This window comes from Kitasatospora sp. NPDC057940, from assembly GCF_042887425.1.
In the GTDB taxonomy this organism is placed as follows: Bacteria; Actinomycetota; Actinomycetes; order Streptomycetales; family Streptomycetaceae; genus Kitasatospora.
The window spans coordinates 1-7,936 of sequence record NZ_JBHVPH010000061.1 but is presented as its reverse complement, the minus strand read 5'-3'; the positions used below and the strand labels follow the sequence as shown (position 1 = coordinate 7,936).

The following is a 7,936-nucleotide window of genomic DNA, read 5'->3' as shown; positions in this document are numbered from 1 at the left end:
CGGCAGCACCGTGCTGCCGGGCCCGGGGCCTTGGCCGTGGTGGACGCGCGTCAGCGCGTCACCAGCCAGGACAGGCTCCCGGTCAGGTGCTCGCGCAGCGCCGGGTCGGCCACCGCCGGGGTGGGGTCGGTGGCGACGGCCGTGAGCAGGTGCGGCCGGGAGCGGGGTCCGCCCGGGTGGAGGGCGGCGAGGTCGGGCGCGGTGCGCCCGCGCTGCCCGGGCAGCTCGCGCCCGTCCAGGAACCAGCGCAGCAGGGTGCCCGGGACGGGCAGGTCGACGGTGAGGCGGCTGGCGGTGGTGAGCCGGGTGCTGGTGGGGACGGGGCTCGTCAGCGGGGTCGCGTGGCGGTAGAAGCCGGCGATCATCGCCTCCCGTCCGGGCAGGTTGAACTCCCGCCCGAGCGAGCGCATGATCGAGTTCTCGGTCGGCCGGTAGAGCCCCGTCGGGTAGTAGCCGCCGCCCTCGTACGCGCCGACCGTCCCGCCGTCGGGTGACGTCCGGCCGAGCCAGCGGGACCACTTGGTGCCCTGGGCCCGCATCCGGTCGGCCGTCAGCGTACTGATGTTGGCCTCGGTCGGCTCCGCGCCCTGGTAGGTGCCCTGGCCGTCGTACGCGTACTCGTCGGCGAGCTTGCCCAGCGAGTGCCCGGTCTCGTGCACCGCGATCTGCCCGGACTTCGCGTTGCCGCCCGCGACGGTGGCGATGCCCTCGTAACCGAGCGGGGACTTCACGTCGTTGTAGCCCGCGCCGCCGTACTTGGTGCTGTTGGCCACCACGATCACCAGGTCCGCCTGCGGGGCCTTGGCCGCGTAGCGCTCGACCGCCTTCTCGTCCACGCAGAGCAGCCGCTCCACCCCGTCGCACCAGAAGTACGAGCCCAGCGCGGTGTGCCGGACGGTCGTCTGGTCCGGATCCCCGGAGACGCCCGACTCGGGCGAAACGGCCGACACCGCCCAGACGTTGAACAGGTTGCGGTAGGTGGCGTACGGCTCGACGGCGGTGATCTCGCGCCACTTCTCGGCCGCGTCGCTGCGGAACTTCTCCTGTTCCTGCGCCGTGTAGCCGTCGCCGATGACCACCACGTCGAGCTTGGTGGCCGTATCACCGTTGCGCACCAGCGCGGTGACGTCGCCGTCGTCCTGTATCGGGGCCACGCCCTGGGCGCGGGAGCCGGCCGTGTACGGGGAGCCGCCGGGGACGAGGGCCCGGGAGATGCCGCCGTCCTCGTCGAACACCTCGACGGGGTGCCGGCCGTCCGCCGGAGCGGCTGTGGGGGCGGCGCCCGTCGTGGTTCCGGGCGGGGCTCCGGGTGCGGCGAGCGCGGGGGCGCCGCCGAGGAGGGCCGCGGCCAGGGCGGTGGTGAGGAGGGTTGCGGCGGTTCTGGTCCTGCGGCTCCTGGTACTGCTGGGCATGGGTGGCCTCCCCGGTGGTGGCGTGAGCGGGAGGTGGCAGCCTATTTCCCATGTTGAGAACCTGACAACCTGTGAGGGGCATTCCGGATCCGCTCCGGGCCGCTAGTCCGCGGACATCCCGCTGATGACGGAGAGCGCGAGCAGCCAGGCCAGGACGGCCAGAGTCACGGTCACGGGCAGCGGCCAGCCCATCAGGAGGATCATGGCGGCGCCCACCTGCGTGGTGACCGCCATGGGTACGGACATCCCGGCCGGGGTCCACCAGGAGCGCAGGTTCGGCCCGAGCAGGCCGCCCGTGACCAGGGCCGTGCCCGCGCCGACCAGCAGCGCCAGCTTCAGGATGGCCAGCCACAGGGTGTGCGGATTGCGGGCCCGGTGCCCGTGGTAGTCGACCTCGACCACCTGGCCCCGCCAGACCGTCAGGTTCACGACCGTGTCGGTCCGCACGTCGTCGTAGAACGCCTCCCCGACGTCGTAGTCGGCGGTCGGAGCCTTCTCGCGGGCCACGGTCAGGGTGTACGAGGTCGAGTCGCCGTCCCGCTCCATCGCCCGCTTCGTCACCCGCCCGCTCTCCCGCAGCGTGCAGTCCACCCCGGGCCCGATCGCCGGAGCGCCGCAGACCGGGGCGCCGCGGTACGCCCACCCCTCGTGGTACGTGTCGACGAACCGCGCGAACCCGAGTCCGACCGCGGACAGGCCGAGCAGCAGGAGCAGGGCCCGCAGCACGACCCGCAGCGCCTGCGCGGCGGCCCGCCCGCGCGGCCGGGCGTCCTTAGGGCCCGGCGGCTTGCCGAACAGCGTCATCGGACTCCCCCTCGTCTGGACGTCGGTCGCCATGCGGGCCGACACCCGGCAGGCCGTGGGCGGCTCCGGGGGCGGCACGGACTTGGATGATGCCAGGGACGCGTGCGGGGCGGGAGGAAGCCAACACCGCTGTGACGGACTTGTGCCATGCCGGAGGTGCGGGAGGTGTGCCGGCGCCCGCGTGTTTTCGGCCGTTCCGGGCGCGGGCGGGTCACCTCGGCGGCCCCATCGGCGGTGCCCCGTCGCAGGAATTCGTGATCGACGGGCCAACAGGCCTGACCAGGCCGGGGCAGGCGCATTTTCCGCCGTCATATGCTCGCGGATCCGGCCGCTCCCTAAAGTCACCGCAGACAGAGCGCCGGGCTGCTCCCCGAGCCGCCGCCCGGCGCCCCCACGCGCACCACCGACCCCGAGGACGGGAAGCTGTGAACATCCGGACCAGGAACAGGATCGCGGGCGGCCTCGCGGCGTTCGCCACGGCCACGGCGCTGGGCCTCGCCGCGGCGCCGGCCGCACAGGCGCAGACCGCCTCCCCGGACGCGCTGCAGAGCATCAACTGCAGCACCGGCACGTTCGGGACCGACGGCACCCAGCAGTACTTCAACATCTCCTGTTCGGGCACCGGAACCACCAAGTGGTGGGTCAACGTGAGCTGTTCCGACAACTCCACCCGCACCGTGGGCCCGTACACCACCTTCCTGAACGTGCGCGTCTACTGCCCGCCGAACACCACCGCCCTGAGCGGCTGGGTGAGTTACACCCCCTGAACCCGGTGACGCCGGCGGCCCGGCACACCCCCCGTGGGTGTGCCGGGCCGCGCGGTGTGTCGGGCCCCTCCGTCCGGCGGGTCCCCCGGTCCCGGTCCGGACCCCGGCCCCGGCCCCGACCTCTCCCGGGCCGGTCCCCGGTCACACGTCCCAGGTGACCGGGAGGCTCTTCACCCCGAAGATGTCCGCGGTCTCCGGCCGCAGGCCGACCTCCTCCGCCGCTACGGCCAGGCGCAGCGTCGGGAAGCGCTTGACCAGCGCGGTGATCGCGACGCTCAGCTCGACGCGGGCCAGCTGCTGCCCCAGGCACTGGTGGACGCCGTGGCCGAAGGCCAGGTGCCCGGCGTACTGCCGCCGGAAGTCGAGCACGTGGGGATCGGCGAAGCGCTCGGGGTCACGGTTGGCGGTGTGGTACGACAGGATGACCGTCGTGCCGGCCTTGATGGTCTGGCCGCCCAGCTCGACGTCCTCCAGCGCCGTCCTCATGAACGACTTGGCGACGCTCAGGTACCGCAGCAGTTCCTCGACGGCCCGGCCGGTGAGCGTGGGGTCGGAGCGCAGATCGGCCAGCTGCGCCGGGTTCTGCAGCAGCGCGAAGGTGCCCAGCGCCAGCATGTTCGTGGTGGTGTCGAGCCCGGCCGCCAGCAGGATCAGGCTGACGCCCCTCAGCTCCTCATCGGTGAGGTCGCTGTCCATGAGGTCGCTGAGCACGTCGTCGGTGGGGTTCGCGCGCTTGGCGGCCACCAGCTCCGCGAGGTACTGCTGGGTCGCGGTGTAGGCCGCGAGCAGCTCCTCGTCGCTCGTCTCCCCGTTCATGAACGAGTCGATCTGCTCCTGGAAGGAGCCGCGGTCCTCGTACGGCACCCCCAGCAGCTCGCAGATCACGATGGCGGGGATGGGCTTGGCGAACGCGGTCACCAGGTCCGCCGACGGGCCGGCCGCCTCCATGGCGTCCAGGCACTCGGCGGTGATCTGCTCGATGCGCTCGGCGAGCAGCCGCATCCGCCGCACGGTGAACCTGCCCACCAGCGGCTTCCGGTAGCGCCCGTGCTGCGGGTCGTCCGTGAGGAGGAACTCGCCGGGCGGAGCCGGAGGAATCTCGAAGTCGCCCACGTTGATGAGCTCCTTGCGCGAGCTGAACCGCGGGTCGGCCAGGACCGACCTGACCAGCTCGTACCCGGTGATCATCCAGCCGGCCGCCCCGGTGGGGTGGGTGTAGCGGCTGATGGGGCCGTGCCGTCGGGCGTCGGTCAGCTCGGCCGGCGGGTCGAAGGGGCAGCCGGGCGGGCGCGCCGTCGGCAACGTGGTGACGGTGTGGACGGATTCACCCATGACCGTTCCTCATCTCGCGGAAATGCGTCTTCGGGACTCTTCGAAAGCTACGTTGCATTCACCATGGTCGCAATGAGTGGTAGGAGTTTTCCCTGTTCAGCGGCGGTAAATTGATGCAATGACGCTGAAGTCGAATGCAATGCCGCATTGCAATGAATGAATGCGAAGGCAATACTGGCGGCATGCCAGGAGGACGACTGACCCAGCAGGAACGCCAGCGCATCGCGGCCGGACTCGCCGACGGGCTCTCCTACGCCGAGATCGCCAGACGGCTCGACCGGCCGACCTCGACGATCAGCCGGGAGATCGGGCGCAACGGCGGCCCCAGCGGCTACCGGCCCGAACAGGCGCACCGGGCGACGGTCCAGCGCGCGCGGCGCGGCACCCCGGCACCGCCGCCCGCGGACGGGCCCTCGGACAGCCCGACGGGAGCGGAGATCATCGACATGGCGGTCAGGACGGGGCTGCCGAGGATGACGGCGCGCGTGCACATCGACCTGCTGCTGTCCGAGGACGGCCGGCGCACCGCGGCCGAGCTGACCCGCAGGCTGAACGTCAGTGCGGCCTCCGTCTCCGTGGCCGTGAACTACCTGGTCCAGCACGGGTACGTCCGGCGCGAACGCGATCCGCAGCGGCGTCGCGACATCTACGTGGTCGACGACGAGGCCTGGTACCACTCGATCATGATCGGCTCGCGCGAGACGCTCGGGACGGCGCGGATCGCGATGACGGCCGCGGCGGAGTTCGGGCCCGACAGCCCCGTGGGGCAGCGGCTGGCCAGGGGCGGGACGTTCCTGGAACGCGTCATCCGGGACATGATGGATTCCGCCGACCGCTGGCGTCACCTCTTGACATGATCTCGTGACGCTACGTCAACTCGCCGTTCCCGCTTGCCGGGTGCCCGTCCGAACCAGCCCGGTCCGGCGAGGGGAGTGCCGGCCCGGGAGAATCGGCGTCGGGATAGATTCCCGGGCATGACGATCACCGACCCGCTGAGCCCGGTCTCCCGTACGGCCCTGTCCGTCGCGCTGGTGCGCGCCTACGAGAGCTCCCGCCCCGAACCGCTCTTCACCGACCCCTACGCCGCCGCCTTCGTCACCGCCTCCGGCATGCCGATGCCCACCTCGGGGCCGGCGAGCGGCCTCGCCAAAGGCCTGGTGGTCCACGGCATCCTGCGCACCCGCTTCTACGACGACCGCCTGCTCGCCGCCGGCGCGGACCAGGTCGTCCTGCTCGCGGCAGGCCTGGACGCGCGCGCCTACCGGCTCGACTGGCCGGCCGGCACCCGCCTCTTCGAACTCGACCTCGCGCCCGTCCTGGCCTTCAAGCAGCAGGTCCTGGACGAACTCGGCGCCGACCCGGCCGGCGAACGCACCACGCTGCCCGGCGACCTGCTGGACCCGGACTGGCCGCGCCGCCTCGTCGAAGTCGGCTTCGACCCGGAGCGGCCCACCGCCTGGCTGGCCGAAGGACTGCTGGTCTACCTCACCGCCGACCAGGCGGCCGACCTGCTCACCGCCGTCGGCACCCTCTCCGCCCCGGGCAGCCGACTGCTGCTGGAAAAGGGCCGGGACGTGACCAGTACCCCGCAGGACCCGAACCTCGCCCACATCACCGACCTGTGGCAGGGCGGCCTCGGTCCCCGGACCCACGAGTGGCTCGACGCCCATGGCTGGAACACCCGGCTCACCCTGCTCGACGAGCTTGCCGCCGCGTACGGTCGCCCCTTCCTGCCCGGCTCTGGCCCGAGCACCACCGGCTTCATCGAAGCGGTGCGCACCGGCGACAACGGTCCTGCCAACCCTGCGCGTTGAGGACGAAACTTTAGGTGGGGCAGGCGGCGCGGTCGGCGATGAGCGTGAGCGTGTGGGCCAGTGCCATGGGCCGGGCTCCTTTGCCGGACGGGGTGGGTCCGGCTGACCGATCCGTCGGCTGTCCCCTCGGCGCTGCGGTGCTGCGGTGCTGCGCGCTCAGCCGGTCGTGGTCCCGTGCGGGATGGTGAGGGCGGTGAGGAGGACGGCGTCGGTGCTGGTCCAGCGGCCGTGGCAGCGGCCGGGCAGATGGGGGTGGTGCGCGGTGAAGGTGTGGTCGGGGAGGAGGCGCACGGAGATGCCGGCCAGGCCGGTCCAGCGTCGGGTGAGCGGGTAGCAGGCCTTGTAGGTGGCCTCCTTGGCGCTGAAGAGCAGTCGGTCCCAGGGGACTTGGCCGTGAGGTAGCCGGTCGAGGCGGTGGCGCTCGTCCTCGGAAGCGGTGAGGGCGAGGACCCCGTCGGGGAGCGGTAGGGCGGGCTCGGCGTCGATGCCGAGCGAGATGACATCGGCCGCGTGTGCCGCAGCGCAAGCGGTGTAACCGTCGCAGTGGGTGATGCTCCCGACGGTCCCCGACGGCCACTCGGGGGCCCCGCCCGGCCCCGGGAGCAGCGGGACCGGAGGGTGGCCGAGCTGGGCGAGAGCACGACGGGCGAGCGTGCGGGCGGCGGTGAACTGCCGCTGCCTGCGGGCCGATCGGCCACTGATGTGGGCGCGCTCCGCAGGAAGGAGCGCGCCCTGGGGCGGCGGCCCGAAGGCCTCGGTGCAGTGGACGGTTGACGGCAGGAGCCTGCCCAGCTCGGTGGTGAGGGAGGTGGTGGTCACCGCTGCGACGTGAGGGTGAGCTGGTGGATCTGGCGGGCGAGCTGGTCAGGGGCTTCGAGCGGGAGGATGTGGCCGGCGTCGGAGAGGGTGTCGACGGTGGTGTTGGGGAGGTGGGTTTGGAGGGTGCGGATGTGGGCCTGGCCGACGGAGGTGTCGTGGGTGCCACGGAGGATCGTGGTGGGGGTGGTGATGTTCCGGAGGTGGGGGGTGTGGTCCATGGCGCTGGTGGAGGCGAAGGTGGTGAGACGGGTGTGGGGGTTGGTGTTGGCGAAGAGACGGCGGTTGGTCTCCTGGGTGTGAGCGGGGGTGTTGGGGTGGAGGGTCTTCTTCAGGAGCTGGCGGCCGAGCCGGGGGCTCTTGAGGGCGCGCTGGAAGGCCTTCGTCCTCATGATGCGGAGTTCACCCGGAGGGGTCTGCTGGTCGTCGGCGGCGCTGGCGGCGAGGAGGAGGCCGACGAGGCGCTGGGGCGCGGTACGGGGGGCGTCGGCGTAGAGCTGGGTGGCGTAGGCGAGCGCGGCGTAACCGCCGCCTGAGTGGCCGGCGATGACGACGGGTCGGTGAGGGGCGAGGGCGTCGGCGACGGTGGCGAGGTCGTGCCCGAGCTGCTGGATGGTGAGGGCCTTGTCGCCAAGGGTGCTGGTGCCGTGCCCGCGCTGGTCGTAGGCGGCGACGGTGTGGCCCTGGGCGGCCAGCAGCCGGGCGGTGGCATGCCAGACGGTGTGGGTCGCGCCCCAGCCGTGGGCGAGGACGATCAGGGGCGTGGTGCTGGGGGTGGTGTCGTGGGGGTCGATGTGGGCGGGGTGGTGGATGGCGACGGTGAGTCGGGCGCCGTCGGGGGTGGTGGTGGTGAGGTCGGTGATGGTGATGTCAGCGGTGGTGGTCACGAGGTGCTCCTGTTTGTGCTGGTGGTGTGTGTGAGTTGGTGGTTGAGGTTGGTGAGGGCGTTGTGGGTGGCTTTGGTGTGTTGGTTGGGGATGGTGTGTTTGGG

Annotated in this window: 8 protein-coding genes; 3 read left to right on the top strand and 5 right to left on the bottom strand. The window is 72.1% G+C overall.

Annotated elements, in window-relative coordinates; translation table 11 throughout:
• Positions 1-50: 50 nt before the first annotated feature.
• Positions 51-1,412 (bottom strand): M64 family metallopeptidase, encoded by a 1,362-nt coding sequence (locus tag ACFVTF_RS38430; protein ID WP_387818869.1) that lies wholly within the window; start codon positions 1,410-1,412, stop codon positions 51-53.
• Between the two features lie 102 nt (positions 1,413-1,514).
• On the bottom strand, positions 1,515-2,249 hold the full coding sequence (locus ACFVTF_RS38425) for a hypothetical protein (protein ID WP_387818868.1): 735 nt from the start codon (positions 2,247-2,249) through the stop codon (positions 1,515-1,517).
• Positions 2,250-2,641: 392 nt separating this feature from the next.
• On the opposite strand from ACFVTF_RS38425, the gene ACFVTF_RS38420 reads away from it, so the two are divergent.
• Positions 2,642-2,983 carry a hypothetical protein gene (locus ACFVTF_RS38420; RefSeq protein WP_371515399.1) on the top strand — a complete coding sequence of 114 codons (342 nt, stop codon included), beginning with the start codon at positions 2,642-2,644 and terminating at the stop codon, positions 2,981-2,983.
• Positions 2,984-3,124: 141 nt separating this feature from the next.
• On the opposite strand, the gene ACFVTF_RS38415 is transcribed toward ACFVTF_RS38420, so the two are convergent.
• Entirely contained in the window at positions 3,125-4,315 is a 1,191-nt protein-coding gene (locus tag ACFVTF_RS38415) for a cytochrome P450 (protein ID WP_387818867.1), read from the bottom strand.
• Between the two features lie 182 nt (positions 4,316-4,497).
• On the opposite strand from ACFVTF_RS38415, the gene ACFVTF_RS38410 reads away from it, so the two are divergent.
• Both ACFVTF_RS38410 and ACFVTF_RS38405 read left to right on the top strand, forming a co-directional pair.
• Positions 4,498-5,172 carry a helix-turn-helix domain-containing protein gene (locus tag ACFVTF_RS38410; RefSeq protein ID WP_387818866.1) on the top strand — a complete coding sequence of 225 codons (675 nt, stop codon included), beginning with the start codon at positions 4,498-4,500 and terminating at the stop codon, positions 5,170-5,172.
• Between the two features lie 117 nt (positions 5,173-5,289).
• Complete coding sequence (locus ACFVTF_RS38405) at positions 5,290-6,129, top strand: SAM-dependent methyltransferase (protein WP_387818865.1); 840 nt, start codon at positions 5,290-5,292, stop codon at positions 6,127-6,129.
• A gap of 156 nt (positions 6,130-6,285) precedes the next feature.
• Here ACFVTF_RS38405 and ACFVTF_RS38400 read toward each other — a convergent pair whose 3' ends face one another.
• Positions 6,286-6,948 (bottom strand): 4'-phosphopantetheinyl transferase, encoded by a 663-nt coding sequence (locus ACFVTF_RS38400; protein WP_387818864.1) that lies wholly within the window; start codon positions 6,946-6,948, stop codon positions 6,286-6,288.
• The gene (locus ACFVTF_RS38395; RefSeq protein WP_387818863.1) at positions 6,945-7,832 is read right to left on the bottom strand and encodes an alpha/beta fold hydrolase; all 888 of its coding nucleotides are present in this window, start codon (positions 7,830-7,832) and stop codon (positions 6,945-6,947) included. Before ACFVTF_RS38395 ends, ACFVTF_RS38400 begins: the two co-directional genes overlap by 4 nt.
• Between the last annotated feature and the right edge of the window lie 104 nt (positions 7,833-7,936).

Excerpts from the sequence above, each read along its gene's own strand:
- ACFVTF_RS38430 (WP_387818869.1), bottom strand. The coding sequence starts at position 1,412 with ATGCCCAGCAGTACCAGGAGCCGCAGGACCAGAACCGCCGCAACCCTC.
- ACFVTF_RS38425 (WP_387818868.1), bottom strand. The coding sequence starts at position 2,249 with ATGGCGACCGACGTCCAGACGAGGGGGAGTCCGATGACGCTGTTCGGC.
- ACFVTF_RS38415 (WP_387818867.1), bottom strand. The coding sequence starts at position 4,315 with ATGGGTGAATCCGTCCACACCGTCACCACGTTGCCGACGGCGCGCCCG.
- ACFVTF_RS38410 (WP_387818866.1), top strand. The coding sequence starts at position 4,498 with ATGCCAGGAGGACGACTGACCCAGCAGGAACGCCAGCGCATCGCGGCC.
- ACFVTF_RS38405 (WP_387818865.1), top strand. The coding sequence starts at position 5,290 with ATGACGATCACCGACCCGCTGAGCCCGGTCTCCCGTACGGCCCTGTCC.